Raw genomic sequence first — 26,599 nt, forward strand, 5'->3', positions numbered from 1 at the left:
CGATCGGTGCCGCAGTCGCCGTGGGCCCATCGTCACTCGCGTCCGGAGGCGACCGCATTCTGTCGGGCCTCGTTGCGCTTCCGGTCGAACAGCGAGGTGATGGCTCCGGAGGAGGCGCGGTCGCGAGGGCTTTCGGGCTCGCCGACGAACGCCTCATCCGGCGCAGGCTCGGCCGCGCCCGGCACGATCGGGGGCGCCACGCGCCGCGACGGCGCCGGTGCGCGACGGGCCGGGGCTGCCGACGCGACGTAGCCGTGGTACGGGTTGCGCGCGGCCGGCGGCATGAAGTTCAGCACCGCGCCCTGGATGGGCGCGTTGACGCCCTGCAGGGACTCGATGGCGAGCCGCAGGTCGTGGCGGGTGGTGCCGTTGTGGCGGACGGTGACCAGGGTGCCGTCGGTGAGTCGCGCGAGCGGGAGGGTGTCGGTGACGGCCAGCAGCGGCACGGAGTCGAACACGACGAAGTCGTAGTGCTCGCGCATCGTGGCGACGAGGTCGGCGAAGGCGGCCGAGCTGAGCAACTGGCTCGGGTTCGGCGGCATCGTCCCCGCGGCGAGTACGTCCAGGTTCGGCACACCCCACTCCTGGACGGCATCCTCCAAAGTGGACCGGCCGACCAGCACCGTCGTGAGCCCGACCGAGCCCTCGATCTGGCAGTAGCTGGCGATGGAGGGTCGGCGCAGGTCGGCGTCGACGAGCAGCACGCGCTGTTCCCGCTCGGCCATGGCCAGTGCCAGGTTGATCGCGACCGTGCTCTTTCCGTCGTCGACGGACGGGGAGGTGACGACGACCACGCGCATGGGTTTGTCCAGGTCAGCGAACTCGAGGTTGGAGACCAGCCCGCGGTAGGCCTCCGCCTCGGCGGAGCCGGGCGCGGCGAGCACCGCGAGGGGTCGGCGCGGCGGCGTCCGCGCGGGATGCGGCCCAGGATGGGGATCTCGGCGATGCGCTGCACGTCTTCACCCGAACGGATGCGGGTGTCCAGCAGTTCGCGCAGGATCGCGTAGGTGAGCCCCGCGATTAGGCCGATCGCCACGCCGATCAGCACGTCGAGCGTGCGATTCGGGGAGATTGGCGTGCTCGGCAGCGTGGCGGCCGCGATCACCGAAGACGTCACCGTGGCCTTGCCGTCCTTGTCCTTCGGCGCGATGCCGGCGATGGCCTTCCCGAGCGAGCCCGTGACCGCCGAGGCGATCCGCTGCGCCTGCTGGGGGTTCGGGTCCTGAGCCGAGATGTCGATGATGACGGTGTTCACCGGCGACTCCGCGGTGATCTTCGCGGCGAAGCTTTGCAGCGTGCCGGAGTATCCGAGGTCCTCCATGGCGGGCTGCAGCACGCTCGCCGTCGGAACGAGGGCGGTATACGACTGCACGACGTTCTGGGCGAAGGTCCCGCCCTGCAGCAGTTCGGTCGTGCTGTCACCTTGATTCGTGGAGATGAAGACGCTCGAGGTCGAGCGGTAGATCGGCGTCGTCTGGGACGCGACCACGAATCCCAGCGCGCCCCCGGCGAGGATGAGAGCGACGATGGTGATCCAGCGCTTGCGAATGGCGCTGAGGTATTGGTGTAGGTCCACGGTCGGTGGTCCTCTCGGTCGGGTACGTTAAAAGCTAGGCCACCTACCATCAGTGAGTAAAGCTCAGGTTACACCCCGACCGGGGGTCACGAGAGGTCAGCTGGCGTCGATCAGCGCCGTCACAGCAGCGTCATAGGCGCCTCGCGAATGCCGCTCGGCGGCTTCCCGGCTCGCATCGATCGCCGCCTCGCGGAGCGCCGGCCAGTCGGCGGCCATCCGCTCGACCGCGTCGGCGATCGCTGCGGCGTCTCCCGGCTGCACGAACTGCGCCGACGCGTAGCCCGCTGCCGCCTCACGGAGGCCGGACGTGTCCGACACGATCAGCGGACGTCGGCTCAGCACGGCCTCGACCGCGGTGTTACCGAACGGCTCGTCCGCCCGGGAGGGGACGATCGCGATGTCGGCGGCCGCCAGCTCGTCCCACACCGAGGGACGGAAGCCGGCGAAGTGGACGCGGTCGGCGATCTCGGCCTGCTCCACCTGGTTCAGCAGCTGCTCGCGGAACCACTCGTAGCCCGGGAACACGTCGCCGACGACCTCCAGCGTCGCGGCAACGCCGCGGCGGGCGAGCAGCCCGACCGCCTCGACGGCCACATCCACGCCTTTGCGCTCCGACAGGCGGCCCACGTAGATCAACCGGACGGGTCCGTCCAGGTCCGCCCTCGGATCGGTCGGAGCCGGAGGGGCGTCCACGGCGTTCAGGATGACCTGCGTGCGCTCGCGGAGACCGGGATACGGCTCGGACAGCACGTCCGCGCTGAAGCGGCTGTTCGCCGCGATCGAGTGGGCGAGCAGCAGCGGCGTCGACAGGGCGCGCTTGGTCAGCGCCCCGGCCGAACCCTCCGCCTCGTGCACGTGGGTCACCGTCCGGCGGCCGGTGAGCCGGGCGGCGAGCAACCAGATGGGCACGGTCACGGTGCTGACGTAGACGGTCCCGACCCCGTTGCGCAGGATGGTCCGGATCGCGCGGACGAGCGCGACCGGCGCCTCGACGGCCAGCCGCAGGAGGCCGCGCGGCGACAGCAGGCTCTTGCGAAGCACGGGGACGGGGACGATCTCGGCGCGCGCCCCGCGAGCACGGCACTCGGCCAGCAGCGGGCCGTCCTGCGGCAGCACGACGAGCACGCGATGGTCCGCGGTCAACGCCGAGACGGTCTCGAGCATGACGCGGTCGGAGCCGTACAGTTCGGCGCTGGGATGGGCGATCAGGACGGATCCGCGCGTCGGGCTCATCCGGTCTCCTCAGCGAGCCGGTGTCGGAGCGGCTCGTACCGTTAGCATAATGAGAATTCGTCGACGCGATCGGATCGGAGACCCATGCCCGTCATCCTCCTGGTGTGCACGGCCAACATCTGCCGGTCGCCGCTGGCCGCCGGACTCCTGGACGCGGCCCTGCGTCCGCAGCACGACTCGTCTCTCCAGGTGCTGAGCGCCGGAACCACTGCCGTGGAGGGCGCGCCGATCTGCCCGACGTCGATGCACCAGCTGAGGGCGCGCCACGGCGAGCCGCTGGTGGCCGACGCGTCCCGGCGGGGACGGCTGACTGTCGACCTTCTCGACGAGGCCGACCTCGTGCTGACCGCCGATCGGCACCAGCGCTCGTTCATCGCGCAGCTGTCGCCCGCGGCGCGCTCCCGCACGTTCACGCTGCGGGAGGCGGCCTACCTGGCGTCCGCGTGGCCGGCGCCGGCGGCCGAAGCAGCGGAGCTCACCGACCTGGTGCAGGCACTCAATGGGCTGCGGGGCCGGGTGCCGCTCCCGGGAAGCGGCCGGCGTGGACTCCTCACGTCACGACGCACCGGGATCGACATCCACGACGGTCACGCGGCCTCTCCTCGGCACCACGCCGAGACGCTGCAAGAGGTCAGCGCGGCCACGGAAGCGCTCGCCGCCTTCCTGCGGAAGGCCGCCGCGGTGGCGTGAACCGGCCCGCACGCCGACAACGAGAAGGCCCCTCCCCGCGGTGCGGAGAGGGGCCTTCTGGTGTTCAGCTCGAGGATGTCACCAGGAGCCGAGGTGCAGCGTGCCGGCCGGCTGGCCGATGAGACCCGCCACGGCCGAAGGCAGCGGCTTGGCCGTCGACGCCACCTGCGCAAGGCCGGAGCTCGTCAGCGTGAGGCCGGACGAGAGCATCCCGCTGCCGGTGACGGACTTGGAAGCGCTGTCCTGACCGGTCGCCGCGGCGAAGGCCTCGGCGGTCGCGTAACCCTTCGTCGCGCTGGTGGTCTGCATCCACACGATGTCGATCGACGGCTTGCCGGCGACCGTGCGCTGGTACAGGTTGCCGTTGATCGCGAGACGCATGTCGTTACCCGACAGCTTCTCGGCCAGGTCCTCGACCGTCAGCTGGGCGATGCCCTTCGCGTCGGCCAGGACGTTGTTCGACACCGACACGTTCTGCAGGATCCACGACAGCGTCGGGTCCGGCGCAGGGCGCCTCGGGTCATGACCGGGAACGGAGAGATCCGTCTGACGCCGCGCGTCCTGCATGAGCGAGATATTGCGGCTGTTGCGGACGGACGTGTTGTTCCAGATCGCGCTGTCCGACGTGTCGAAGAGACGGATGCCGAAACCGGTGTTGTCGCGGGACACGTTGTTCGCGATCGTCACGTGGGCCGAGAGCTCCGCCTCGACGCCATCGCCACCGTTGGACACGAAATCGTTGCCCGTCACGGCCGCGTCGTAGACCGACTCGTCCAGCCAGAGCCCCGTCGTCGCGTTCCGAAGGAAGGCGCTGTCGGTGATGGAGATGCCGCGGCTGCGGGTGATCTTGAAGCCGCCGGAGACCGGCTCCTTCTTGAAGTGCTCGCTGTTGTTGTCCGCGACGAGGAGGTTCGAGGCCTTCAGCCCGTACGCCTCGTTCCCGCCGGCGCCGAGCATCCCGTTGCGGGCGATCGTCAGGTGACGCAGCGTGGCGTTGGCATGCACGTAGAGACCGACGGTCGCGTTGTCGACGATGGCGAGGTTCTCCAGGGTGACTCCGTCGACCGCGGTGACCGCGCCCATCTGCTTCGCCGAGGTGGCGTAGCGCTCGAATCCGATGCCGCGGACGGTCGTGCCCACGCTCTGGACCACCATGGCCTGCTGCAGCGTGCTGACACGCACGGAGTGACCGCTGGGGTTGGAGCCGAGCACGAGCTGATGAGCGCCCTTGTCGACGTAGAAGGTGCCTGCGGTCACGGCAGACCGCGAGTTCACCTGACGCTGCGACACGCCATCGATGAAGACCTGGTCGGGCGTCGCCGCCATCGGGTAGGCCGGGTCGATGTAGCGCGCTGCGTCGCTCAGACCGCCGTTGAACGACGGGCTGTTGTCGAAGGCGTACGAGTAGCCGCCGGAGACCCAGGTCGAGCCGGACCCGCTCCATCCGCCCCACGCCTGGCTGCCGTCGAACCAGACGGCCTCACCGGGATAGGACTGGATGGTCAGCTTCTTGCTCGAAGGCACGCTGACCGACTCGTGGTACGTTCCGCCGCGGAGCACGACGGTACCGCCGGTCGGTGCGGCGCTCACCGCAGCCTGGGCGGAAGCGTAGGGCTTCGCCTGCGTTCCGTTGCCGCCCGCGGCCGCACCGGCGGCAGCGAACACGGCGCCGGCCGGGACCGCGTAGCCGGTCGAGCCGATCGCTGCGGAGCCGACGCTGTGACGCGCACCGGACGTGGAGACGCCGTTCGACGCCGACTGCGAGGTGTCGGGGGTCGACGGGCTCGACGGCGCGGTGGGCTGCGTCGTCGGCGTAGTCGTCGGGGCCGGCGTCGGAGTCGTCGTGGGAGTGCTCGGCGTGGTCGTCGGCGTGGCGGTCGGAGTCTTCGTGGGAACCGGGACGCTCGGAGTCGTGACGGCCCCTGCACCGGTGGCGACGAAGTCGTCGACCTTCACGGTCGCCGCGGTGGACGACTGCGAGAGGTAGCTCCAGACCGCCAGCGAGCCGGAGCTCAGGCGCTTGGAGCTGGAGTCCGTGCCGGACGCCTGCCAGGCGCCCGCGGTGCCGCCGGCGGGGGTGACCCGAGCCTTGAGGGCGACCGGCGACGAGCCGGTGACCGAGAACTCGAGCGTGTATGCGGTTCCCGCCGTGATGCCGGACGCGATCGTCTTCTGGGACGCGATCTGGGTCGTGGTCGATCCGTCGATGCGCCGCACCTGGAGCGTCATGGTCTTGGAAGGAGTGAAGCGGATCACGGCCTCGTACCGGCTGGTGCCGGAGATCCGCGCCTGCAGCGCGGCATAGATGCCGGAGCCCTTCGTGGGCAGGGTGGGCACAGCGAACTTCGCCGACGCGGTCACGTCGGACGCCGAAACGGAGCGGAGCACCGAGCTCGCGCCGGTGCCCGGCTTCCTCAGCGTGAACACGCCGGTGCCCGACGCGACGGAGGTCGCGGCGGCGTTGGTGTTCGTGTAGGCGCCGCCCGGGGTGGCGGTGCCGAAACCGGAGCCGACCGTTCGGGTGAACGAGTCGGAGACCAGCGGAGCCGGTGCGGCGACAGCGCCTGCCACGCCGACGCCCACGGGGACGGCGAGCGCAGCGGTCAGCGCGGTGGCGAGAGCCACCGTGCGGGCGCGGGGCCTTCTGGTCTTGGTTTTCGATGTGCTGGTGGCGGCGTGCCGACCGTGGTTTGAAGTGAAATCGCGGGGGTTTTTGCTCGTCATAAGCGGGTTGTATTTCCCGCCGCCTCGGGTAGGGGTGGCAGCCGGATCTGGCGGAGAGGGGGTCCGAGGGCGGCGCTGTAGGAAGTATTCACCACTGCAACGCCGTTGTCGAATTGTTATACAGCGTGTCCCTCAGGCTTCGACGACTCCCGCTACACCCTCCGGAAGCGTGTTATCACTTCCTCGTCTACCCCTGACACCCGCGGTACTGTGCCCCGAAATGAGGTGAACCGCCAGTTCTGTATACCCCCGCGCCACAACGTCCCAATCGTACCGTTCAAGCGCCCTCTCCTGCAGCGCGCTCCCAGAAGACTTTGTGGTTTCGGGGCTTGTCTCAGCCCCTTCGAGGTGCATTTTCGCCTCTTCCGGGTCGCCGAAGTAGCGCGCATCCGGTCCCGCGACCTCGCGATTGAAGTCGACGTCGTACGCGATCACCGCCGTGGCGGCGCCCATCGCTCGGAGGAGCGACGGGTTGGTCCCGCCGACCGAGTGGCCGTGGACGTAGGTGAGGGCGTTGGCGTAGAGCTGGTCGAGCAGATCCTGGTCCCAGACGCCGCCGAGCAGCCGGATCCGGTCGTCGGAGTCCGCGAGGTCGGTGATCCGCTGCGAGTACTCCACCGCGTAGGGAGCCGATCCGACCACGACCAGCGGGAGTTTCGCGGCACTGCGGCGGTAGCCCTCGACGATGACATCGACGTGGTTCTCCGGCTCGAAGCGGGCGACGACCAGGTGGTAGCCGCCCGGTTCGAGGCCCAGCTCCGCCAGGCCGGCGGATGGCCGCGCCTCGATCGCCTTCGACCCGTAGGTCAGCAGCCGCGTGTCCACACCGAACTCCTCGGTGTAGTAGTCGGCGATCCCCTGGGCGTCCGCGATCAGCGCGTCCGCCCAGCGCACCGACAGCGACTCGGCGACCCGGTAGTACTTGCGGCCGACGCGTCCCCACTTGCCGCGCTTCCACTCCAGGCCGTCGACGTGCACGGCGACCGGCACGCGCGCGATGCGCAGGGCGGGCAGGAAGGGGGAGTTGGCGGCGTTGAACACGAAGGCGGCGTCGTACCGGCGGCGCAGCACCGCGTGCAGCACGGACAGGCCGGTGTGGCTCAGGGTCTCGAGGGTCTTGGACCGTAGCGCGGGCAGGTGCACGAGTTTCATCCCGGCGTATTCCGCCGGCCTCGGCGAGCCCTTCTTCGTGCGGCAGTACACCGTCACCTCGGCGCCGTCCGCGGCCATCCGCCGACCGATCTCGTCGACCGCGGTCTCGAAGCCGCCGTACGCGGCCGGGACACCGCGCGTGCCGATCATCGCTATGCGCAGCGGCCGGTCGTCCTGCCCACCGCGCATCAGTACGCCCCCACGGGATGCGTCAGCACCTTGACCGTGCGCCACATGATCACGAGGTCGCCGGTGAGCGACCAGTTCTCCACGTAGTAGAGGTCGAGCCGGACGCTCTCCTCCCACGAGAGGTCGGAGCGGCCGTTCACCTGCCACATGCCCGTGAGGCCCGGCTTGATGTACAGGCGGCGGTGGACGTGGTTCTCGTACCCCTCCACCTCGGACGGCAGCGGCGGGCGCGGGCCGACGAGGCTCATGTCGCCGAGGAAGACGTTGACGAGCTGGGGGAGCTCATCCAGCGAGAACTTGCGGAGCACGCGGCCGACGTGCGTGACCCGCGGGTCGTGCTTCATCTTGAACAGCAGCCCCTGGCCCTCGTTGGTGGCCTGCAGCGCGGCGAGGCGCGCCTCTGCATCCACCACCATCGAGCGGAACTTGTACATCTTGAAGCGCTCGCCGTTCCGCCCCACGCGCTCCTGGGCGAAGATCACCGGGCCGCCGTCGTCCATCTTCACAGCGATCGCCACGGCGAGGAAGAGAGGAGAGAGCAGCACCAGGGCGAGGCCGGAGGCGAAGAAGTCGAACGCCCGCTTGAGCACGTGCTTGCCGCCCTCGAACTGCGGGATCTCCACGTGGATGAGCGGCAGGCCCTCTACCGGGCGGAAGTGGATGCGCGGGCCGGCCACGTCGGTCAGCGGCGAGGCGAGCACGAGCTCGGTCGCCGTCCCTTCGAGCTGCCAGGCCAGCCTCCGGACGAAGTCGCCCGAGCTGAGGGCGCGGCCGGCCACGATCACCGTGTCCGCGCCCAGCCGCGCCGCAGCGTCAGCGACCCCCGACAGGTCGGAGACGATCGGGACCTCGCGCTCGGGGCTCGCGATGCGTCGCTTGAGCTCCGCATCCTTCTTCGCGCCCTTGCGCTTTCCGGTGTCGAGAGCGGCACCCACGACGTTGTAGGCCGCTCCCGACTTCTGGTGGATCTGCCGGACGACGTAGTCGACGTCGCTGAAGCGCCCCACGACGAGCGCTCGAGACAGGTAGTGGTCGAAGGTGCGCTGCCGGATCAGCCAGTGGCGCCACAGCCAGCGCGAGAACAGCACGCCGGCCATCCCGGCCGGGAGCGCGACGATGAAGTAGCCGCGGGCGATGTCGACCTTCGTGACGAGGAAGAGGATGGCGAGCAGCCCGAACGTGATGGCGGTGGCCGAGACGACCCGGCGGTATTCGGAGACGCCGACGCCGACGACGCGCGCATCACGGGTGTGGTAGATCGACAGGGTGAAAAGCCAGGTCGCGGCGATGATCATCGACAGGTAGAGGTAGTCGAGGCGGAAGCCCGAGGACGCCGCGGCGGACGCCTCGTCGAAGCCGAAGCGGACGAAGATCGCGCCGACTGTCGTGGCGAGGATGATCGCCGTGTCCGTCGCGAGCAGCCGATACCGATAGAGCTTGGCCCAGGTGCGCTCGGAGCTGATCGCGGGGAGCGCGGCGGGGGCGACCGGGGCCGTGAGGCGGGGGCGGACGACGGTCATGCCGCTGCCCCCGTCCCGACGGAGTCGACCAGGAAGCCGGCGGCGGCTGGGGGAAACCGTGGTCTCGAACGGCTTCACCGCCGCCGGCTCCGTTCGTGGGGCGGCCGTCGTGGATCCGCGCGCGCCGAGTGCCCCCGGTCGGATGGGGTTGAGTGCGGGAAGCACTCGGCGCGGCGGAATCGGGTACACGTCTGGTCACCTACGGGTCGGGTTGGTGTGCATTTCGGGTGGTGTGGATCGGTGCCGTTCCAGTACCGTAAAGTGACTGTTCCTCACTGATTCACAAAAGTGAGAATACATCGTTTTCCCAGTTTCCCGACACCCGCTTTTGGGGGGTGAGCGATGCTCATTTTTGCACCGAGGGGTGTCGGAACGCTGTCGGAGGCCAGGCCTATGCTGGCGATATGTGCGGCAGGTTCGCGATGGACGACAAGGTCAACGCCGAGATCACCGAGTTCGTGGAGGCGACAGGACGTCGACCCGACGAGTGGACGGCCGACTGGGAGGCCGACTACAACATCGCGCCGACGGATGACATCCCCGTCCTCATCGACTCGGCGAAGACCCGCGAGCTGCGCTTCGAGCGCGCGCACTGGTCGCTCGTCCCCTCGTGGTCGGACACGCTGAAGCTCAAGTTCCCGACCTTCAACGCCCGGGCGGAGGAGATCGCCGACAAGTCCACCTGGCGTAAGCCCGTCCAGTCCCACCGCGCGATCGTCCTCGCCCGCGGGTACTACGAATGGCAGGGGCCGAAGGGCAGCAAGACGCCGTTCTTCATCCGCTACCCGGAGGACCGTCTGATGGGCTTCGCCGGTCTCTACTCGTGGTGGCGCGACAAGAGCAAGGCGGAGGACGACCCGGACCGCTGGGTGCTGACGGCCACCATCCTGACGTCGGATGCGGTGCAGACCCTGGCGGACATCCACGACCGCAACCCGGTGATCCTGCCCGAGGAGATGTGGCAGCACTGGATCGACCCCTCGATCGTCGGCGACCAGGCGCTCGTCGACGAGGCGGTGCGGGCTGGCGTGGCCGAGGCGTCGACGCTGCGATTCGATCAGGTGAGGCCGTTCAAGACCAGCGACGACGGGCCGCAGCTGATCGAGCCGGTCGCGCTGACCTAGCGGGTCAGCTCGATGATGACGCTCCGGTGCGTGTCGATCACGCGTCCGGTCTCGCCGAAGCCGATCGCGCGGAGCTGGTCGAGCCCCCACTCGTCCTGCTGTCCGGTCTCGAGGTCGACATTCTCGATCACCCAGACGCGCTCGATTCCGTCGAACCGGCCGCGGTCGGCGGCCTGCCCCACCGAGTACGCGGTGTCGCCCCACCAGTCGTTGCGGTAGTAGGGGCTTCGGAGGGTCGGGTCCTTCAGCCCGGCGAATCCCGCGGGGTACGTGCGCATCGCGAGGCGCGGGCGCTGGGACGGCTTGGCGGACTGGTCGTAGACGACCGCGTCCCCCGGCCCCGCGTTGGCCGCCATCACCGCGCTGACCTCGGCCCAGTCGCTGTCGTTCTTGGCGTACGGCCCCCGCTGCAGCACGTAGACCGGCGCGCACAGCGCGACGAAGACGACGGTCGCGCCTGCCGTCGCCGCGACGGTCCTCCGCGGATCGCTCCCGAGCATCCGGCCCAGCACCAGGATGCCCTCGGTCACCAGGAGCGCGGCCGCGGGGGCGGCGAAGGTCGAGTAGCGGCCGGTGTACATCGGGTAGGCCAGGTTCACCAGCAGCATCAGGCCCGTAGGCAGGAACAGCCAGGACGCTGCGACGAGCCGGGTGGACGCGGCGCGCGGGCCGGCAGGGATGAGCCGTGTTGCGCGCAGCCGCCAGGAGCGCCAGGCGGGCCACAGACCGATGGCGATGAGAGCCCAGGCGGCGACGGCGACCCAGGGCATCCCGAACCAGAGGAAGTAGTACCAGATGGACGGGTCGTCGGGAGACGAGTTCAGGTACGCGATCTGGTCGCGCTCGAGGTAGGCGACGGTGGCGAGCGGAAGGAGGGAGACGACGCACCCGGCGGCGCAGATCGCCCAGGTCCGCAGGGTCGAGCGGGAGGCGCGGGTCGCCAGCAGGACGACCCCGTGTGCGACCAGCAGCGTGATCACATAGAGGAAGAGGTACGAGGAGACCGCCATTCCGACGGCGTACAGCGCCCAGGCGGCGCGGCGGGTCGCGGGTGGGACGCGCCGGCCGCCGCCGTCGATGAGCCAGAGCAGCAGGAGCGTGAGCCACGCGGCGGCCGCCGCGGTGAAGGCGTAGGAGCGGGCCTCCTCGCCGGCGTACGTGAGGCGGGGGAGGACGCACGCGACGATCCCGGCGATGACGGCCGCCCGTGCGCCGCCGCGACGACCGGCGAGCAGGGTGACCGCAGCGACCGCGGCGCCCACCGCGAGGGCGCTCGGCAGGCGCAGGGCGAACGGGCTCTCGCCCGCGAGGCGGATCCAGCCGTGCATCAGGAGGTAGTAGAGGCCGTGGACGGCGTCGACGTGCGAGAGCATCCCGAACAGGCTGCCGACCGGCCGCTTCGCGGACAGCAGCGTCGCCGCCTCGTCGCCCCAGAGCGACGGCACCCAGCTGAAGGCCGCGCACAACGCGGTCGCGATGAGACCGAACGAGACCGCGATCGTCCATGGCCGTACGGCGCGCAGCGCCTGGCCTGCCCGGATGTCCGGCTCGACGAGAACGGTCATATCACCAGCTTTTAGGCGTCGGACGGGAACACCATAGAGACAACCAGACAACCCTGGGCGACGCGTGGGCGAGCACTACGGAAACTCACACGCGTCACGATCCGGGATCCGCGACGTCGGTATGGATGTGACCACCACCTCCCCCTCCTCCGCCCTTCCCCTGCGCCGCCTTCGTGAGGCGACGGCCGAGACGCTGGCGCTGACGGCGGCGGCTGCGGCCTTCGTTCCCGCGGGCGTCGTCGCGCTCATCGTGTTCCTGACCGGCGATCACCAGCTAGCCATCGCCTACGTCGGCATGTTCGCTGCGATCGCCGCCGGCATCGTCGCCGTCCTGGCGTACGGGGCGGGCCGCTTCGTCGTCCTGCGGTCGGAGAGCATCGGCCCGGCGATCTCGCACCGGTCGCGCGCGTCTCTGGGCTTCGCCGTCTTCGATACGGTCGCGATCGGCATCGCCCACGGCGCCATCGTCTGGTTCGTCACCGTGCTCTCGTCGGAGATCCTTGCGTCGTCCTTCGCGGGCGCCCCCGTGTATGCACCGGAAGCGGCCGTCATCGTGGGATGCGCCGGCGCGCTGGCCGCCTACAGCGCCTTCTCGTCGGCCGTGCGCATGAGCACGACGCTGCTCTCGGTGGTGCTCGCGCTGTTCCTGGTGTTCGGCACGACGACCGCCATGCTCACCGCGTCGAACAAGGAGTGGTGGAAGATGAACCTAAGCTCGCTCGGCACGGTGTGGGACATCTCCGGCATCGCCTTCAACGCGACGCTCATCTTCTCGGGCATCATGGTCGCCGCCATCGCCCGTCAGGCCACGGCGCCGGCCGACCCGGCGCGCGCCCTGACGCGCGGCGATTCGACGGTGCGCTGGACGCTGGTCGTCGTCGGCTTCTTCCTCGCCTGCGTCGGCCTGGTGCCCGTGAACGTGTCCATCCCGATCCACAACACCGTCGCGACGGGCATGGCGGTCGTCTTCTGCGCCCTGGTCGTCGCGCTCAAGTGGCTGATGCCGACGCTGCCCATGGCGTTCATCGGACTCGGCTGGACCTTCCTCGTCGTCATCGCAGCCTGCGGCGGCCTCTTCGCGCTGGGGTACTACAACCTCACGGCGGTGGAGCTGGTGGCCGCCGTTGCGATCTTCAGCTGGATCATCGTCTTCCTCCGCGTCGTCGGCGCGCGTCAGGCGGACGCCGAGGCGAAGCTCGCGCCGGCGTCCGCCTAGCGTCTGCTGCGCCTAGACCTCGCCTCGGCGGGCGCCCGCCCACAGGTCGACTCCGGCCTCGACGGCGTACTCGTCGATGGCGGCGAGTTCGTCCGCGGTGAAGTCGAGGTTGCTCAGCGCCGCGACGTTCTGCTCCAGCTGCTCCACCCGGCTGGCGCCGATGACGAGCGAGGTGACGCGGTCGTCGCGCAGCGCCCACGCCAGCGCCATCTGCGCAAGCGACTGCCCGCGACTCTGCGCGATCTCGTCGAGCGCCCGCAACCGGTCGACGGCCTCGTCCGTGAGCCAGTCTGCGTCGAACGAGTCGCCCGCGGTCGCCCGCGATCCCTCCGGGATGCCGTTCAGGTACTTGTTCGTCAGCATGCCCTGCGCGAGAGCCGTGAACCCGATCACGCCGATCCCGAGCTCACCGGCCGCGTCGAGCAGTCCCTCGTTCTCGATCCACCGGTTGAGCATCGAGTAGGACGGCTGGTGGATGAGCAGCGGGGTGCCCAGGTCGCGCAGGATGGCGGCGGCGCGGCGGGTCTCCTCGGCGCCGTAGGACGAGATGCCGACGTAGAGCGCCTTGCCGGAACGCACGGCGGTGTCGAGCGCCTGCATCGTCTCCTCGAGCGGCGTCGACGGGTCGGGGCGGTGCGAGTAGAAGATGTCGACGTAGTCGAGCCCCAGGCGCTGGAGCGACTGGTCGAGGCTGGCGAGGACATACTTGCGACTGCCGCCGCCCTGGCCGTACGGCCCCGGCCACATGTCCCAGCCGGCCTTGCTCGACACGATCAGCTCGTCGCGGTACGGCCGGAGGTCTTCCTTCAGGATGCGGCCGAAGTTGATCTCGGCGGCGCCGTAGGGCGGACCGTAGTTGTTGGCCAGGTCGAAGTGGGTGATGCCGAGGTCGAACGCCCGGCGCACGATGGCGCGCTGCGTCTCGAAGGGGCGGTCGTCGCCGAAGTTGTGCCAGAGGCCGAGCGAGAGGGCCGGGAGATCCAGGCCGCTCCGACCGGTGCGGCGGTAGATCATGTCGTCATAGCGGGACGGGTTCGCAACGTAGGTCATGGTCCAACATTCGTCCCCCTCGGCGGCGAAGTCCAACCGTCATCCCCTTGACGTGGCGACGCGCGAGGCGGTGGGTGGTCACATGACCGACGATCAACTGACCCCGTCCAGCGATGCCATCGAGCCGGGCGCCCCGCAGGGCGCACCCGCGCCGACCGACACCCCGATCCACGACCAGCCGACCGCGGCCGGTCGGGCCCCGTCGGGCGGCGCGTTCGACGCCGACATCGACCTGCCCGCCGACGACGAGACGGCCGACACGCTCCAGAACGACGCCCTCGCCGACGAAGAGCAGCCGTGACCCCCTGAGACGACGAAGCGGCGGCCGCGCTTTCGCACGGCCGCCGCTGTTCTGTCTGCGTTCGACGGTCAGGTGCGGTTCGCGCCGCGTCGCATCCAGCCGACGATGGCGGTGATCACGAAGAACACCAACCCCAGGATGGCCAGCCAGAGAAGTCCCTTGATGGCGAAGCCCAGGATGGCGAGCACCGCCCAGATCACGAGCAGAATCACGATGAGAGCAATCATGTTCCTATAGGACTCCGGTTCGGGGCGCCCGTCAACGAGGGGGCGGGACCCTTGCGGACGAGCCCGCTCTCCTGTATCGCGTCATCATCCGGCCTCCCACTCGTCTTCACCGGTAGGGAGGTCTTTTCGTGCCGCCCTCTGGCCGACGCATGAGGGAAGGGCGCCGTGATCACTCTGGAACGACTGTCGAAACGCTTCGGTGAGCGGCGGGCGGTGGATGACGTCTCGGTCGTCATCGAGCCCGGCCGGGTCACCGGGTTCCTCGGGCCGAACGGCGCGGGCAAGTCCACGACGATGCGCATGATCATGGGCTTCGACCGCCCCAGCGCCGGTTCCGCGCGAATCGGCGGCAAGGCGTATGCAGAACTCCGTGCACCGCTGCACTCCGTCGGTGCGCTGCTCGACGCGAAGGCTGCCCACCCCGGGCGCAGCGCGCGCCAGCACCTCCGCGCGCTCGCGGCGACCAACCGCATCCCCCGACGCCGGGTGGACGAGGTCATCGGGATGGCGGGGCTGGAGTCGGTCGCCGACAAGCGGGTCGGCGGCTTCTCCCTCGGCATGGGTCAGCGTCTCGGGATCGCCACCGCGATGCTCGGTGACCCGGGAGTCCTCATCCTCGACGAGCCGGTGAACGGGCTCGATCCCGAAGGCGTTCGCTGGGTGCGGGAGTTCACGCGCTCTCTGGCCGCCGAGGGCCGCACCGTCTTCCTCTCGTCGCACCTGATGAGCGAGATGTCGCAGACGGCCGACCACGTCATCGTCCTCGGCAAGGGCCGGGTGCTGGCCGACGCCCCCATCGACGACCTGCTGGGTGCGTCGGGCGACGCCGTCCGCGTGCGCAGCCCGCGCGTCGGGGCGCTCGCCACGGCGGTGACCGGCCCCGACATCTCCATCGCCAACCTCGGCAACGACACCGTCGAGATCCGCGGCCTGCGGGTGGAAGTGATCGGGGAGGCGGCAGCGGCCGCCGGCATCCCGCTCTACGAGCTGGCGACGGTCACCGCGTCGCTCGAGCAGGCGTACCTCGACCTGACCCGGGACGCCGTGGAGTACCGGACGGGGGCCGTCCGATGAGCGTGACGACCGCCTCGGCCTCCGGTGAGCTGCGAGGCGGCGGTGTCAGCTTCGGCGGCATCCTCGCCGGTGAGTGGATCAAGCTGCTCTCGTTGCGCTCGACGTGGTGGGTGACCGTGTCGATCCTGCCTGTGACGCTGCTCATCGCAACGCTGCTCGCGGGCACCTTCGCGGGTGACGACATCGCTCAGCTGAGCGGCGACAAGGGCCTTCTGCTGGTCGCGCAGCCCGCGGGCGCCGGCATCCTGTTCTCGCAGCTCATCATCGTGGTGCTCGGCACCCTCGCGATCACCTCCGAGTACGGGACGGGGATGATCCGCTCGTCCTTCGCCGCCGTTCCCAGCCGGCTTCCGCTGCTGGTGGGGAAGGCGGTCGTGGTGGGGCTCTGGGGCTTCGGGACCGGCGTCGTCAGCGCCGGGCTGTCGTGGGCGGTGTGCCTGCCGCTGCTGCTGGGGCGCGGTGCGTCCATCACGTTCGGCGAGCCCGCGATCCTGTTGTGGTCGGTGCTCGGGACGGGGGCCGTCATGGGGCTGACCGCGGTTTTCGCACTCGGCGTCGGCACGGTGCTTCGATCGTCGGCGGGTGGTCTGTCGGTCTCCGTCGGCGCGCTCTTCGTCCTCACGGTGATCGTGCAGATCATCGCCGGAGTCACCCAGTCCGAGGTGATCGCAGCGATCCAGCCGTATCTGCTCAGCCCCGCCTCCGGCGGGGTGGTCGGCATGGGCAACGGGCCGCTCGTGGAGTGGCAGAGCCTGCTCGTCGTCCTCGGCTGGGCGACGGCGTCGCTCGCCGGCGGGCTGCTGGTCGCACGTCGCCGCGACGTCTGATCCTGTGTGTCAGGAGGGCCGCATCCCACGGGGAAGCGGCCCTCCATGGTGCGGGTCAGACCGTCGGGGTGGCGGTCTTCTTGCGGCGCTTGAGCGCGACCGCGCCGCTGATACCGGAGGCGCCGAGAAGGGCGATGCCGGCGATAGCGGGTGCCATGACAGGCGTGTCCTGCTGCTGGGGCAGGTCGATCGTGGCCAGCTGCGCGTTGACGCTCGGCTGCCAGCCGTTGACGTTGACGTAGGCGTAGCCGTTGATCGGCGCGTCCAGGGGGCCGGTCGCGGCCGCGTCGACGATCACCTTTCCGCGGACGAGGAAGGTCTCGCCAGGCTGAATCGGGATGCTTCCCGTGGAGTGGGGGTGCCATCATTGTTCTCGATGGTCCCACCGCAGGTGAGCTTCGTCGGCGTGGTGATGTCGCAGTGCATGTATGCGGGGATGGCGGTGTATCCCTCATTCACACGTACGAAACCGCCCTTGGCGTGGCCGCCCAGGGCGGTGTAGCCGGCATCCCAGCTGACGCCGGCGGGGAGGTCGACCGTGAAGGTCGCGGCGGTGAAGTTGCCGGCCGCGCCGTTGTAGACCCAGCGCAGGTCCACCTGCTTGCTGACACCGGGGGTGTAGGAGATCTTGCCATTATTGCCGGGGCTGACCACGCTAGCGGCCTGCGCCGGGATGGCAGCAACGGCTGCCGCGCCGACGGCCAGCGCGGCGCCGGCGAGAGTGGCGGCCAGAGACCGCTTCATCGTCTTGTTCAAGGGTGAGTCCTTTCGGGGAGGATACGAGAAGGGCCAATGGGCCCTTTGTCTGCACAGACGCAGCAGGCAGCCCGATCCCGACGCGAAGGCCCACCCCTTACAGCGAACTCCCATGACGGAACACGAAGGACGGCGGCCGCGCTCCGAGAGCACGACCGCCGCAGGACTCCGTCCTCGTGTCAGCGCACCGGCAGCTTCGTGTCGTCCTGGTGGTAGAGGAAGTCCTCCAGCGGGTACGGCTTGTGCTGGATCGCCGCGGCGATCGCCAGCTGGCCGATGACGGTCTCGACGACCGCGCGCTCGAAGATCCCCAGCCCCGCGGGCAGCGGGACGATCGTGAGGTTGTCGTGCCCTGCCCCCGGAACGGAGTCGGGCGACGCCGACGTGACCAGCACGACGCGCACCCCCGCGTCCAGCACCGACGACGGGATGCTCAGCTCGCGGCCGTCGCCGAACACCACCAGCGCGTCGTCCGACGACAGCACCTCCATGGGCCCGTGCAGGTACTGGAAGGTCTCGAAGGCCGTGCTCGGCGTCCGCAGTCCCTCCCGTACCATCAGCGAGAGCTCCGATGCCGCGGTGAGCGATCCGCCGCGTCCGACGACGTCGATTGTGGTGGCGTCGGCGAGCACCCGCCCGATCGTCTCGGCGATGGCCGCGTAGCCGCCCAGCGCCTCCTCGGCCCGAGACGGGATGCGGGTCGCCTCGTCGGCCGCGTCCAGCGCCCCGACCGAGTCGAGCAGCAGCGCGTACGCCAGGATCGTCGCCGTGAACCCGCTCGTGTAGACCGGGGAGTCGGGGAAGCCGCCCAGACCGAGCACCGCATCCACCGTGTCCTTGATCGGCTGCTCGGGGAAGTTGCTGATGCCGACGCTCGTACCCGAGGTCAGCGTGCGCGCGGCGGCCAAGGGCTCCGGGCTGCGGCCCGACTCCGAAACGACGATCGTGCGGTCGGCGCGCACGACGGCGAGACCGTCCGCGACGTCCGACGCCACGAACGCCGTCGCCGGGCGGCCGGCAGCGGCCAGGGCGGCGACGAGGGTGTGCGCCGAGTTCAGCGACGCGCCCATCGCGAGCACGGCGACGGAGTCGTCCGCGCCCCAGGGCTCGAGGTCTGCGGCCGCGAGGTCGCGCAGCACGGTGTCGCGCGCAATGGCCAGGTTCTCGGGCTGGGCGCGCATGGCGTCGACGAAGGAGGCTTTGGGTTCCATGGGGTGTGTCCTTTACGGGGTCGGTGGTAGGGGACGAGGTCAGCCCTTGACGGCGCCGGCGGCCATGCCGCTGACGACGTAGCGCTGGAAGATCATGGCGACGATGATCGGCGGAAGGGCCGCGATGATGCCGCCTGCCGCCACGAGACCGAAGTCGGTCGTGTAGCGGCCGGCGAACTCGCTGATCGCGACGGGCAGCGTCTTCGCCGCGTTCGACGAGGTGAAGATGAGCGCGTACATGAACTCGTCCCACGCCAGCAGGAACGCGAACATGATCGCCGCGAAGATCCCCGGCCGTGCCGCGGGCAGCACGACCCGGAACAGCGCGCCGAGCCGCGAGGCGCCGTCGATGCGCGCCGCCTCCTCCAGCTCCTCCGGGATCGTCAGGAAGTAGTTGCTCAGGATCCACAGCACGAACGGCACCACGAGCGAGCAGTCGACGATGATCAGGCCGACCACCGTGTCCAGCAGCCCGAGCGAGTTGAGGATGAGGTACAGCGGGATGAGCAGCGCGATCTGCGGCAGCATGTACGTCGCCAGGAACAAGATGAGCACCGCCTGACGGAACCGGAACCGCAGCCGCGCGAACGCGTACGCGCCGAGGATGCCGACGATCATCGACACCGCGACCGTCCCTACCGCGACGATCGTGGTGTTCGCCAGCGCCGCGCGGAACGTGGCCCCGACGCTCTCCGCGCCGCCGCGGAAGATCAGCTCGTACCGGCTCCAGTCGAGCGTGTCCGGGATCCACTGCAACGGCGTCGAGATCAGGATGCGCTGCGGCGTCACACTGGCCATCACCATCCACCCGAAGGGCAGCAGGATGATGATCGAGACGACGAACGCCGCCAGGTGGATGAGGATCGAGTTGCGGGTCGTGCGCTTCACAGCAGGCTCATCTCGGATCGGCGCAGCATGCGCAGGTAGACGAAGGTCAGCACCAGGATGACCAGCACGATGATGTACGAGAGGGCGGCGCCCATCCCGAAGTTCTGGTCCGAGAACGCGGTCGTGTAGGCGTAGTACGCGATCGTCTGGGTGCCGTTGACGGGACCGCCGCGGGTCATCGCGTAGATGATGTCGAACACCTTGAACGCCTCGACCGTCCGCAGCACGAGCACGATGGAGATCGACGGCACGAGCATCGGCAGCACGATGGAGCGGAAGATCCGCGGCCAGCTCGCGCGGTCGACCTTCGCCGCCTCGTACAGCTCGTCCGGGATGGAGGTCAGCCCCGCGAGCAGGAAGAACGCCACCAGCGGGGTCGTCTTCCAGACGTCGGCGAGGATGACCATGTTGAGCGCGAGGGTCGGGTCGCCGAGCCACGCCTGGTACTCGTGGATGATGCCGAGCTGGGTGAGGGCCGCGTTCAGCGCGCCGTACTGCGCGTTGAAGATGCCCTTCCACATCGCCGCGTTCACGATCGTCGGGATGGCCCACGGGATGATCACGATCGCTCGGAACAGCCAGCGCGCCCGCAGCTTCGCGTTGAGGAGTCCCGCGACGATCAGCCCGAAGACGAGCTCCAGCGCGGTGGACACGAGCGTGAAGTAGAGCGTCCGTCCCATCGCCGCCCAGAAGCCCGGCGCGGTGAGGATGTGGACGTAGTTCTGCAGCCCGACGAACGGGGTGTCGGTCGCCAGCGCCGAGTTCACCTCGAAGAACGAGATGAGGAGCGTGCGGAGGATCGGGTAGACGATCACACCGAACACCGCGACCGCGGCGGGCAGCAGCAGCCAGAAGGCGAGCCTGCCCTGGTTGTCGCGCTTGCGGCGGGTGCGGCGCCCACGCGGGGTGGGCGCGGGCGCCGGACTCCGCTGCTCCGTCTCGACTCCGGCGACCGACACCGTGCTCATCCCTGGCTCGCGTTCGCCGCGGTCACCGCGTCGTCGAGGGCCTGCTGCGGGCTCTTCTTGCCGAGCAGCGCGTTCTGGAGCTCGACCTGCAGCGCCTGCGACACCGTGTTGTAGTTCGGCACCGGCGGGCGCAGGATCATCGAGTCGTACGCCTTGCCCGCGGCCGCGAAGACCTCGGGGTTCGACTTGGTGATCTCCGGCTTGGTGTAGCTCGCCTTCCAGTTCGTCATCGACGACTTGGTGTACTTGTCCTGGTTGGACTCGCTGGTCAGGTACTCGATCAGCTTCCACGCTGCGGCCTGGTTCTTCGACTTCGAGCCGATGGACAGCGCCATCGAGCCGTTCACTCCGGGGTTGTCGCCGCTCGGTCCCGCGGGCGGGGCGGTGACGGCGATCTGACCGACGACCTTCGAGATCGACGGGTCGTTCTGGTCGCGGAACGTCGACTCCCAGTTCAGCTCCATCGCGGTCTTGCCGGCCGCCATGGACTTGTCGGTGTCGTCCTCGAGGAACGTGGTCGACGCCGGGTCGGTCAGGCCCTCGTCGATCGACTTCTTCATGAACTCGAGCGCCTGCACGCCGGCGCCCTTGTTGATGTCGAGCTTGCCGCTGGAGTCGGTGAACTGTCCGCCGTAGGCGCCGAGCATCACCGCGTAGTCGCAGATCAGCGCCTCCGCCTGTGCCCAGCTCCACGCCAGCGGGTACTGCACGACGCCCGCGTCCTTGAGCTTCTTCGCGGTCGCGAGCACGCCGTCCCACGTCTTCACGTCGTCCGGACCCGCACCCACCTTGGCGAGCATGTCCTTGTTGTAGAAGAACAGCTTGGTGGACGGTCCCCACGGCACGCCGTAGTACTTGCCCTTGTACTCGGCGCTGGAGAGCGCCCCGCCGAGCATGTCCTGCTTCCAGCTGGCCGGGAACTTGTCCGTGACATCCGTGATGATGCCCTTGGAGGCGAACTCGGCCGGCCAGATGACGTCCGACAGCACGACGTCGTACGTGCCCGCCGGCGCCGAGGTGACGATCTTGTCGTGCAGCGCCTCGTACGCGACGAACGTCGGCTTGACGGTGATCTTCGGGTTCTTCTTCTCGAAGTCCGCGATCATCGTGTTGATGTCCGACTCCGAGTAACCCGCCTGCTTCATGAACAGGGCGTTGATCGTGCCGCTGCCGCTCCCCTGACCGCCGGACGATGTGCTCGCCCCGGTCACGCTGCAGGCGCTGAGGGCGAGCGCCGCGGTCGCCGCGATCCCGAGGGTCGCGAGAGCGCGGCGGCGCCGGGTGGATGTGATTCTCATGACTTCCTCCGTGTGTTCGATGGTGCGAAGGGGACGACGGTGGCCGCCTCCGTGAGCCGCCGGGCGAGCGCGAGGGCGCCGCGCACCGGGGCGACATCCAGCAGGTGGATGGAGTGGGTGAGCCCGCGGGCGCGCAGGCGCTCGCCGAGGGCGTCGAACAGGCGCGGCTGGTGGCTGACCACTCCGCCCGCGCAGACCACGTCGTCGCCGGCCGCGCCCCGGCGGTGGACGAGCTCGACGCTGCGGGCGAGCTCGTCGGCCGCCTGCTCGATGACGCGGACGGCGCGGACGCTGCCGGCGTCGGCCGCTGCGAAGACGAGGGGAGCGGCGGCGCCCCAGACGGTGACGCGGGGGCGGATGCTCAGCGCCATCGAGAGCCCGACGATCTCGTCGACGCCGAAGTGGGCGTAGAGCGCGTCGGCCAGCGCGTCCCGCGGCTCCTCCTCGTCGACTGCGTCGAACAGGGAGCGGACGGCGTCACGGACGAGCGCGGGCGCGCTGCCCGGGTCGTTGAGGATGTAGCCGTAGCCTCCCGCGTTGACCAGCGTCCCGTCCGCGCGGCGGCCGACGACCTTGCTGCCCGTGCCCGCGATAACGGCGATCGCCTCGTCGAAACCGGCCGCGGGGCCGACCAGCTCGACGTCGTTCACGGCGAGGGCGGGGCCGTCGTGGAGCGCCGACAGGGTCTCCGAGAACGCGAGGGTCTGCGCCTCGCTGTCGAGGCCGTGCGCTCCGACGACGAGGGGAGCGGCGGGCGCGCCGGGAACCTGCTCGAAGAGGGCGAGGAGCGCCCGGACGTTCTCCTCGGAGTGGAGGTCGCTCCCGCGCTGCCAGTCGGCGGTCTTGACCGAGCGGTCGAGGAGCACGGCGCCGGCGTCGTCCTCGACGCACACGTGCGTCTTGGTGCCGCCGATGTCGATTCCGACGATCACGTCTGCTCCTCTGCCTCGCTGTAGGGAACCTCCTTCTTTCCTATCGGAGTGAGAAGAAGTTGGGACAAACCTAGGGTGCGGCTTCCGGCGCTGTCAAGAGGAAGTCAGAAGGCGAGGTAGGCGAAGCCGTTGACCTCGGCGGCCGCCAGCTCCGCGGCCCCGAGCAGCACCGCATCCTCGCGGTGGGTCGCCGGCTCGATGCGCGGCACTCGGATGATGCGGCCGCGCAGCCGTTCCTGGATGCCGGGGATGACGGTGTCGGCGCTCCCGACGAAGCTGCTGCCGACCACCACGAGCTCCGGGTCGAGGACGATCACGAGCGCCGCGACCGCGATCGCGACCATGTCCAGGATCTCGTCCGCCAGCTCCTGCGCGTCCGCGTTCCCGTCGCGCGCGAGCTCGAACACGTCCTCCGCGGTGAGCGAACCGGACGCCGGGATGGGCATCCCGCGCTCGCGCGCGCGCTCGGTCAGGGCGAGGGAACCGATGCGGTCCTCCAGGTCGCCGCGGGCGTCGTACGAGCGCTCCAGCGATGACCGCTCCATGAGCAGGTAACCGATCTCGCCGGCCTCCGCCCGCGCGCCGCGGTGCAGCTCGCCGTTGGCGACGATGCCGGCGCCGAGCCCGTTCTCGAGGAACAGCGCCACCAGGCTGGAGAGCCCGCGTCCCGCGCCGGCGTGGAGTTCGCCGTAGGCCAGCGCGTTCGCGTCGTTCTCGACCACCACCGGCAGCGAGGTGCGCTGGCGCAGCAGCTCGCCGAAAGGCACGCCCGTCCAGCCGAACTCGGGCATGGTGCCGACCACGCCGTCCGGCTGCTGCACCACGCCAGGCACGGCGACTCCGACCGCCAGGCAGGGCGTGCCCATCGAGTCGGCCGTCGCGATGAGATCGTCGAACAGCCGGAACACCTTGCGCAGGCCGCGCTCCTGATCCGGGGCACGGTCCTCGCCGCTGGCGAGCGTGACCGAGCGGCGGAACACGACCCTGCCGTCGAAGTCGACCAGGATGCCCGTCACCGTCTCGGCCCGCAGCTGGATCGCCGCGACCAGCCGGGAGCTGCCGGCGTACCGCAAGAGCACGGAGGGGCGGCCGCCCGTCGAGGGTTCCTGCCCCGCCTGCACGACCAGTCCGTCGTCGATCAGGGCGGCGGTCAGTCGGTTGATGGTGGCGGGGCTCAGCCCGGTCTTCGCGCCGAGCTGCTGCCGGGACAGCGCGCCGGACTCGCGCAGCGCCTCGATGATCGCGGTCTGGTTGACGCGCGCGAGCGTGCTCGTGGTCGCCGTCGCGCGCGTCCGCTTCGCCACCGGAGCCTCCTCATCCCGGCCGCCGATGGGCCTCGCGTGAACTTTACTATCGGAGTGGATGGATGTGCGGCATCAGCATCCGACCTTGCCCTGCAGCGAGACGCCCTTCCCCAGGAGCCCGGCGTCGGAGAGCGCCGTGGAGACGTGGTCCGAGAGCACGCCGGTCAGCATCTCGGCCTCGGTCTGCCCCTGCGCCTGCTTGTGCGCACGATCGTCGGCGCTGAGCTCGTCCAGCGACACCGGCTCGGTCTGCCAGTCGTGGCTCTTGAGCAGCGTTCGCGCCTGGTCGATGCGCTCCACGCCCTTTCCGTCGTCCGTCTTCGGGTCGGCTTCGACCGCGACCTGCAGGCACCCGGGCGCGGTCGTTCCGTCGGCGAGCGTGAAGGTGCGATGGACGCTGAGGTCCCACACCGGCGTCGGCATCGCCGTGGGCGCCGCCACCGGTGTCGTCGTCTCGGGCGCCGCAGCGGCCGTGCCGCCCTGCCCCGCACATCCCGCCAGCGCCATCGCCAGTGCCGCTCCCGCCGCCGCGACCGTCATCGCCCGCTGGGCCGTCCTCATCCGTCCGTTCACGATCCCCCTGTCGTCGGGCTCAGCATAGCGGCGGGCGTGACCCGCAGCGGGGGCACTCGAAATGGGGCGCGCATCCCTCGTCGGGGGAGGCCTACCGTGTGTGGCATGTTCCGGTTCCCCCGCGCAGCGAGCCGGCGGCGGCCCGACCCCGCCGTCGGCTCGCTGCTGGCCGGGGCGATGGCCGGCGGCATCCACGACATCTACGGGCACACGGTCACCTACGTCCCCGAAGACCTCGTGTTCGTCGACCGCCTGTTCGTCGACCTGCGGACCGAGGACGGCTTCGTCGGCGACGAGTTCACCGTCCAGAGCCTGGGCTGCCTGATCGGCGAGATCCTGGTGCGGACCGACGGCGGCCACTGGAGCAACGCCCGTCGCCGCGGGTCGCGTGAAGACCCGATGCTCGAGGTCGTGCTGCCGAACGGGCGGGCGGTGGATCCGATCCGCGCGGCGTACGACTGCGCCGGCGGTGGCGAGGACACGTCCGTCATCCGCTTCCGTCAGCTCGCCCTCGCGTCCTGACCCGCACCCGCGCCGTCGCAGGTTCTGGCTAGCCGAGCGTGACCGCAGCCTCCATACTGCGGGCATGAAGCGGACGATGACATTGTGCGCCGTGGCGACGCTCTCTTTGGCCGTGCTCGCAGGCTGCGCCCCCAGCAGCTCGTCGTCGTACGTCGGCACCTGGACGTCCGACCGCCCGGCCGGCACCGAGCTCCAGCTGAAGGACGGCGGAGACCTGTCGGGCAACGACGGCTGCAACGCGATGAGCGGACAGTGGACCGAGTCCAAGGGGACGATCACTTTCAGCAAGCTGGCCGTGACGACCAAGGCGTGCCCGGACGTCGACCCCTGGCTGTCGAAGGCCGCCAGCGCCCGCTCCGACGGCGACACCCTGAACGTCTACGACTCCGCCGGGACGCAGGTCGGCGTGCTCGACAAGAAGTGACGCCGACGCTTCACTACGCTTTTTGACGCCCCGGGTCGCGCCTGTCCGCGGCCTGCGGCACAGTGACGGGATGAGCTTCGGACCGGCACGTTCCCTGGAGCAGCTGTTCGCGACCAGGTCGAGCATCAAGTGGCGCCGCTACCCCGCGGACGTCCTGCCCGTGTTCGTGGCCGAGATGGACTTCGATGTCGAGCCGGCCATCCTGGATCGCGTCGCCGAGATCCTTCGGCACTCCGACACGGGCTACCTCGACTCCGCCGGTCCGCTCGCCTCCGCCTTCGCGCGCTTCGCCGACGCGGAGTGGGGCTGGCACGTCGACCCGGCCACTGTGCACCTGGCGACGGATGTGACGGTCGGCGTGGTGGAGGCGCTGCGGCTCGACCTGCCCGAGGTGGGCGGACGCGTGGTGCTGACGCCGCCGGTGTATCCGCCGTTCTTCGAGATGGTCGATGAGGCGGATGCAGTGGCCGTCACCGTCCCGCTGCTCGAGGATCAGGACTGGTCGCTCGACCTGGCCGGCATCGAGCGTGCGTTCGCCGACGGCGCCGACGCCCTCCTGCTCTGCAACCCGCAGAACCCGACCGGCCGATGTCACAGCCGTGCGACGCTCGAGGCGCTTGCCGCCCTCGCCGCGCGGTACGACGTGTTCGTCGTCAGCGACGAGGTGCACGCGCCGCTCGCCCATCCCGGAACGGTGTTCACGCCGTTCGCCCCCGTCGCCCGCGCCGCCGGAGCCCGCGCGGTGACGGTCACCTCGGCCAGCAAGGCCTGGAACCTCGCCGGCCTCAAGTGCGCGGTCATCGTCGCCGCGGACGACCGGTCCGCCGAACTGCTGACCGCCCTGCCGGAAGAGCTCGCCGCGCGCACCAGCATCCTGGGCCTGCACGCGAACATCGCGGCGCTGTCGTGCCTGTCGTGGCGCGACGACCTGGTCGAGCTGCTGGTGTCCAACGTCGCGCTGCTGGAGGGGAGCTCGCCCGGCAGGCGCCGTCCGTGCGGGTGATCCGGCCGGATGCGGGCTATCTGGCGTGGCTGGACTTCCGCGACACCGGCCTCGGCGAGGACCCCGCCCGTGTGCTCATCGAGCAGGGGCGGGTCGCCCTCAACTCCGGCCTCGCGTTCGGCGAGCCCGGCCGCGGCTTCGCCCGCATCAACCTCGCCTGCAACCCGTCGACCGTCGTGGAGGCGGTGCGCCGCATCGCCGCGACCGTCGCCGCGTCGCGCCCCGCCGTCCTCGCCCGCTGACCCGCGGGGG

Annotated in this window: 28 protein-coding genes and 1 pseudogene; 11 read left to right on the forward strand and 18 right to left on the reverse strand. The window is 70.0% G+C overall.

Annotated elements, in window-relative coordinates; genetic code table 11:
• Window positions 1-32: 32 nt before the first annotated feature.
• Window positions 33-884 carry a CpsD/CapB family tyrosine-protein kinase gene (locus ACRAWB_RS16470; RefSeq protein ID WP_431354308.1) on the reverse strand — a complete coding sequence of 284 codons (852 nt, stop codon included), beginning with the start codon at window positions 882-884 and terminating at the stop codon, window positions 33-35.
• A gap of 123 nt (window positions 885-1,007) precedes the next feature.
• Here ACRAWB_RS16470 and ACRAWB_RS16475 point away from each other — a divergent pair, with 123 nt between their 5' ends.
• Window positions 1,008-1,226 (forward strand): hypothetical protein, encoded by a 219-nt coding sequence (locus ACRAWB_RS16475; RefSeq protein WP_431354309.1) that lies wholly within the window; start codon window positions 1,008-1,010, stop codon window positions 1,224-1,226.
• 107 nt (window positions 1,227-1,333) lie between these two features.
• On the opposite strand, the pseudogene ACRAWB_RS16480 reads toward ACRAWB_RS16475, so the two are convergent.
• Together ACRAWB_RS16480 and ACRAWB_RS16485 are read right to left on the reverse strand one after the other, a co-directional pair.
• Window positions 1,334-1,576 (reverse strand): annotated as a pseudogene (locus ACRAWB_RS16480) (Wzz/FepE/Etk N-terminal domain-containing protein); the annotation flags it as partial.
• Window positions 1,577-1,672: 96 nt separating this feature from the next.
• Window positions 1,673-2,809, reverse strand: a complete 1,137-nt coding sequence (locus tag ACRAWB_RS16485) for a glycosyltransferase (protein ID WP_431354310.1) — start codon at window positions 2,807-2,809, stop codon at window positions 1,673-1,675.
• 84 nt (window positions 2,810-2,893) lie between these two features.
• Between ACRAWB_RS16485 and ACRAWB_RS16490 the strand changes: the two genes are divergently transcribed.
• Window positions 2,894-3,499 (forward strand): hypothetical protein, encoded by a 606-nt coding sequence (locus tag ACRAWB_RS16490; protein ID WP_431354311.1) that lies wholly within the window; start codon window positions 2,894-2,896, stop codon window positions 3,497-3,499.
• A 78-nt stretch (window positions 3,500-3,577) separates the two neighbouring features.
• Here ACRAWB_RS16490 and ACRAWB_RS16495 read toward each other — a convergent pair whose 3' ends face one another.
• The 3 genes from ACRAWB_RS16495 to ACRAWB_RS16505 all read right to left on the reverse strand — a co-directional run bounded on the left by ACRAWB_RS16495 (window position 3,578) and on the right by ACRAWB_RS16505 (window position 9,084).
• On the reverse strand, window positions 3,578-6,124 hold the full coding sequence (locus ACRAWB_RS16495) for a right-handed parallel beta-helix repeat-containing protein (RefSeq protein WP_431354312.1): 2,547 nt from the start codon (window positions 6,122-6,124) through the stop codon (window positions 3,578-3,580).
• Window positions 6,125-6,355: 231 nt separating this feature from the next.
• Complete coding sequence (locus ACRAWB_RS16500) at window positions 6,356-7,564, reverse strand: DUF1972 domain-containing protein (protein ID WP_431354313.1); 1,209 nt, start codon at window positions 7,562-7,564, stop codon at window positions 6,356-6,358.
• Window positions 7,564-9,084 carry a sugar transferase gene (locus ACRAWB_RS16505; RefSeq protein WP_431354314.1) on the reverse strand — a complete coding sequence of 507 codons (1,521 nt, stop codon included), beginning with the start codon at window positions 9,082-9,084 and terminating at the stop codon, window positions 7,564-7,566. The genes ACRAWB_RS16500 and ACRAWB_RS16505 overlap by 1 nt, the downstream gene beginning before the upstream one ends.
• Window positions 9,085-9,488: 404 nt before the next feature.
• Between ACRAWB_RS16505 and ACRAWB_RS16510 the strand changes: the two genes are divergently transcribed.
• Window positions 9,489-10,208, forward strand: coding sequence for an SOS response-associated peptidase (locus tag ACRAWB_RS16510; RefSeq protein WP_431354315.1), 720 nt, complete (start codon window positions 9,489-9,491; stop codon window positions 10,206-10,208).
• Here ACRAWB_RS16510 and ACRAWB_RS16515 read toward each other — a convergent pair.
• Entirely contained in the window at window positions 10,205-11,773 is a 1,569-nt protein-coding gene (locus tag ACRAWB_RS16515) for a glycosyltransferase family 39 protein (protein ID WP_431354316.1), read from the reverse strand. The genes ACRAWB_RS16510 and ACRAWB_RS16515 overlap by 4 nt on opposite strands.
• A 127-nt stretch (window positions 11,774-11,900) precedes the next feature.
• Between ACRAWB_RS16515 and ACRAWB_RS16520 the strand changes: the two genes are divergently transcribed.
• The gene (locus tag ACRAWB_RS16520; RefSeq protein ID WP_431354317.1) at window positions 11,901-12,989 is read left to right on the forward strand and encodes a hypothetical protein; all 1,089 of its coding nucleotides are present in this window, start codon (window positions 11,901-11,903) and stop codon (window positions 12,987-12,989) included.
• Between the two features lie 12 nt (window positions 12,990-13,001).
• Here ACRAWB_RS16520 and mgrA read toward each other — a convergent pair whose 3' ends face one another.
• Complete coding sequence (gene mgrA, locus ACRAWB_RS16525; protein WP_431354318.1) at window positions 13,002-14,039, reverse strand: L-glyceraldehyde 3-phosphate reductase; 1,038 nt, start codon at window positions 14,037-14,039, stop codon at window positions 13,002-13,004.
• Window positions 14,040-14,121: 82 nt separating this feature from the next.
• Here mgrA and ACRAWB_RS16530 point away from each other — a divergent pair, with 82 nt between their 5' ends.
• Window positions 14,122-14,340, forward strand: coding sequence for a hypothetical protein (locus ACRAWB_RS16530; protein ID WP_431354319.1), 219 nt, complete (start codon window positions 14,122-14,124; stop codon window positions 14,338-14,340).
• Window positions 14,341-14,408: 68 nt separating this feature from the next.
• On the opposite strand, the gene ACRAWB_RS16535 is transcribed toward ACRAWB_RS16530, so the two are convergent.
• Window positions 14,409-14,567, reverse strand: a complete 159-nt coding sequence (locus tag ACRAWB_RS16535) for a hypothetical protein (protein ID WP_285115406.1) — start codon at window positions 14,565-14,567, stop codon at window positions 14,409-14,411.
• A 165-nt stretch (window positions 14,568-14,732) separates the two neighbouring features.
• Here ACRAWB_RS16535 and ACRAWB_RS16540 point away from each other — a divergent pair, with 165 nt between their 5' ends.
• Both ACRAWB_RS16540 and ACRAWB_RS16545 read left to right on the forward strand, forming a co-directional pair.
• The gene (locus ACRAWB_RS16540) at window positions 14,733-15,641 is read left to right on the forward strand and encodes an ATP-binding cassette domain-containing protein (RefSeq protein WP_431354320.1); all 909 of its coding nucleotides are present in this window, start codon (window positions 14,733-14,735) and stop codon (window positions 15,639-15,641) included.
• Window positions 15,638-16,468: an ABC transporter permease subunit gene (locus ACRAWB_RS16545; RefSeq protein WP_431354321.1), complete on the forward strand. Its 831-nt coding sequence runs from the start codon at window positions 15,638-15,640 to the stop codon at window positions 16,466-16,468. The genes ACRAWB_RS16540 and ACRAWB_RS16545 overlap by 4 nt, the downstream gene beginning before the upstream one ends.
• Before the next feature lie 55 nt (window positions 16,469-16,523).
• On the opposite strand, the gene ACRAWB_RS16550 is transcribed toward ACRAWB_RS16545, so the two are convergent.
• From ACRAWB_RS16550 to ACRAWB_RS16590, 9 genes are all read right to left on the reverse strand, one after another.
• Window positions 16,524-16,766: a hypothetical protein gene (locus tag ACRAWB_RS16550; protein ID WP_431354322.1), complete on the reverse strand. Its 243-nt coding sequence runs from the start codon at window positions 16,764-16,766 to the stop codon at window positions 16,524-16,526.
• Complete coding sequence (locus ACRAWB_RS16555) at window positions 16,763-17,224, reverse strand: hypothetical protein (RefSeq protein WP_431354323.1); 462 nt, start codon at window positions 17,222-17,224, stop codon at window positions 16,763-16,765. Before ACRAWB_RS16555 ends, ACRAWB_RS16550 begins: the two co-directional genes overlap by 4 nt.
• A gap of 179 nt (window positions 17,225-17,403) precedes the next feature.
• Window positions 17,404-18,435, reverse strand: a complete 1,032-nt coding sequence (locus tag ACRAWB_RS16560; protein ID WP_431354324.1) for an SIS domain-containing protein — start codon at window positions 18,433-18,435, stop codon at window positions 17,404-17,406.
• 39 nt (window positions 18,436-18,474) lie between these two features.
• Window positions 18,475-19,323: a carbohydrate ABC transporter permease gene (locus ACRAWB_RS16565; RefSeq protein WP_431354325.1), complete on the reverse strand. Its 849-nt coding sequence runs from the start codon at window positions 19,321-19,323 to the stop codon at window positions 18,475-18,477.
• Window positions 19,320-20,291, reverse strand: coding sequence for a carbohydrate ABC transporter permease (locus tag ACRAWB_RS16570; RefSeq protein WP_431354326.1), 972 nt, complete (start codon window positions 20,289-20,291; stop codon window positions 19,320-19,322). Before ACRAWB_RS16570 ends, ACRAWB_RS16565 begins: the two co-directional genes overlap by 4 nt.
• Window positions 20,288-21,589, reverse strand: coding sequence for an extracellular solute-binding protein (locus ACRAWB_RS16575; RefSeq protein ID WP_431354327.1), 1,302 nt, complete (start codon window positions 21,587-21,589; stop codon window positions 20,288-20,290). Before ACRAWB_RS16575 ends, ACRAWB_RS16570 begins: the two co-directional genes overlap by 4 nt.
• A complete protein-coding gene (locus ACRAWB_RS16580; RefSeq protein WP_431354328.1) occupies window positions 21,586-22,521 on the reverse strand; it encodes an N-acetylglucosamine kinase in 936 nt (311 codons plus the stop codon). The genes ACRAWB_RS16575 and ACRAWB_RS16580 overlap by 4 nt, the downstream gene beginning before the upstream one ends.
• Before the next feature lie 104 nt (window positions 22,522-22,625).
• The gene (locus ACRAWB_RS16585; protein ID WP_431354329.1) at window positions 22,626-23,825 is read right to left on the reverse strand and encodes an ROK family protein; all 1,200 of its coding nucleotides are present in this window, start codon (window positions 23,823-23,825) and stop codon (window positions 22,626-22,628) included.
• Between the two features lie 72 nt (window positions 23,826-23,897).
• Window positions 23,898-24,386: a hypothetical protein gene (locus ACRAWB_RS16590; RefSeq protein WP_431354330.1), complete on the reverse strand. Its 489-nt coding sequence runs from the start codon at window positions 24,384-24,386 to the stop codon at window positions 23,898-23,900.
• 117 nt (window positions 24,387-24,503) lie between these two features.
• On the opposite strand from ACRAWB_RS16590, the gene ACRAWB_RS16595 reads away from it, so the two are divergent.
• The 4 genes from ACRAWB_RS16595 to ACRAWB_RS16610 all read left to right on the forward strand — a co-directional run bounded on the left by ACRAWB_RS16595 (window position 24,504) and on the right by ACRAWB_RS16610 (window position 26,589).
• A complete protein-coding gene (locus ACRAWB_RS16595; protein ID WP_431354331.1) occupies window positions 24,504-24,920 on the forward strand; it encodes a hypothetical protein in 417 nt (138 codons plus the stop codon).
• Between the two features lie 91 nt (window positions 24,921-25,011).
• Window positions 25,012-25,344, forward strand: coding sequence for an META domain-containing protein (locus tag ACRAWB_RS16600; protein ID WP_431354332.1), 333 nt, complete (start codon window positions 25,012-25,014; stop codon window positions 25,342-25,344).
• A gap of 70 nt (window positions 25,345-25,414) precedes the next feature.
• A complete protein-coding gene (locus ACRAWB_RS16605; RefSeq protein WP_431354333.1) occupies window positions 25,415-26,347 on the forward strand; it encodes an aminotransferase class I/II-fold pyridoxal phosphate-dependent enzyme in 933 nt (310 codons plus the stop codon).
• Window positions 26,338-26,589, forward strand: a complete 252-nt coding sequence (locus ACRAWB_RS16610) for a hypothetical protein (protein WP_431354334.1) — start codon at window positions 26,338-26,340, stop codon at window positions 26,587-26,589. Before ACRAWB_RS16605 ends, ACRAWB_RS16610 begins: the two co-directional genes overlap by 10 nt.
• Window positions 26,590-26,599 lie beyond the last annotated feature (10 nt).

It is taken from the genome of Leifsonia poae (assembly GCF_050632865.1).
In the GTDB taxonomy this organism is placed as follows: Bacteria; Actinomycetota; Actinomycetes; order Actinomycetales; family Microbacteriaceae; genus Leifsonia; species Leifsonia poae_B.